Source organism: Mesorhizobium sp. M2A.F.Ca.ET.067.02.1.1, from assembly GCF_004023285.1.
Lineage (GTDB): Bacteria > Pseudomonadota > Alphaproteobacteria > Rhizobiales > Rhizobiaceae > Mesorhizobium.
The window spans coordinates 1-1,311 of the sequence record NZ_RZSB01001115.1 but is presented as its reverse complement, the minus strand read 5'-3'; the positions used below and the strand labels follow the sequence as shown (position 1 = coordinate 1,311).

General features: G+C 64.1%; 1 pseudogene. It reads right to left on the bottom strand.

From position 1 onward, the window contains the following. Positions 1-1,062, bottom strand: a pseudogene (locus tag EOA28_RS35940) (hypothetical protein); the annotation flags it as partial. Positions 1,063-1,311: the final 249 nt, after the last annotated feature.

Below are 1,311 nucleotides of genomic sequence, written 5' to 3'. Positions count from 1 at the left end.
GTTGAGGCCGATCTGCAGGTCGGAGAGCTCTTTCAGCGGCGAGGATTCCGGAATGCGGCGGTAGAGCGCGACCGCGCCCTCGCCATCTTTCAGCTGCTCGGCAACGGCGGCAAGCTGCACAAGGGCCGCGTCGCTGTCCGGCTTCAGCGCCAGCGCGTATTGCAGGTAAAGCCGCACGAAAGGCTCGCCGCCGCCGCGGTTGAGCGCGGTGGCAAGGTCGAGCAGGATTTCGGACGCGCCGTCGGCCGGGCGGGCGACCAGCGGCTCGATCTTGTCGCCCTTGGCGATGCGGTCGCGCAGCGTGGTGATCTCGAGCTTGCCCGGGGCGAAGGCTTCCGCCTGGTTCAACACCGCCTCGGCCTTCGACTTGTCGCCCTTGCGGGCGAGGAAGGAGGCATAAGCCTGGGCATTGCGCATCCAGGTTTCGGGCGCGGAGCCACCGGCCGCGGTGTCGGCCAAGGTGGCGGCGTAGATCGCATCGGCCTTGTCGCTGAGGCCGGCGGCATCGGCGATCAGCGCGCGGTGGAACGACTTGAACAGGCCGAACCAATCGGGGCCCTTCAGCTTGTCGATGGCATCCATGGCCTCGGACGCGTTGCCGGCGCCCTGCTTGGCCCAGCCGTCCATGACGCCGGAAAGCAGCCGGTCGAGATCGGATTCGAGCGACAGCTTCAGCCAGTACTGCGCCTTGGCGTAGTCTTTCTTGTGGAAGGAATCGATGGCCAGCGCCAGGCGCGAGAAGCGCTCGACATCGGGCACTTCCTTCAGCTTGTCGGCATAGACCAGCGATTCCTCAAAGCGGCCCTGCGAGACCAGCGCCAGCATCAGGCTCTGCTGCAGATCCTTGTCATCAGGGGCAAAGGCCAGTGCCTGCTTGTAATAGGCGATCGCGTCGTCGAGGTCGTTGTCGCTTTCGGCGATATGGGCCGCAAGATAGGCGCCCGAGAATGACGTGATCTGCAGCGGTTGGGCTTCTTCCTTGGCCTGGACCGGCAGCACCCAGAGCGCCACTCCGGTCAAAAATGCCAGCCTCGTCAGCCAGCGCGCACGTCCTTGCCGCATCGTATCCCTTTCAGCCAGACGCGATCCCGCCCTTGGCGGACCGCCCATAGACTCGATCTTTTCCGGCCAAAGCATGGCCTTTTTGGGGTCGGGCTTCAATCGCCGAGCGAATCACAATGCAATCATCCGGCTTAAAAAACGATGCCAGTCAGCGAAAATATGCGGATCGGCGGCCGAATTTCGCCATATCCGTCTAAATGCGCGTTCCGTGAAAGCCGCTCGCCGCGACCGCGCCGCACAGCTCGAACC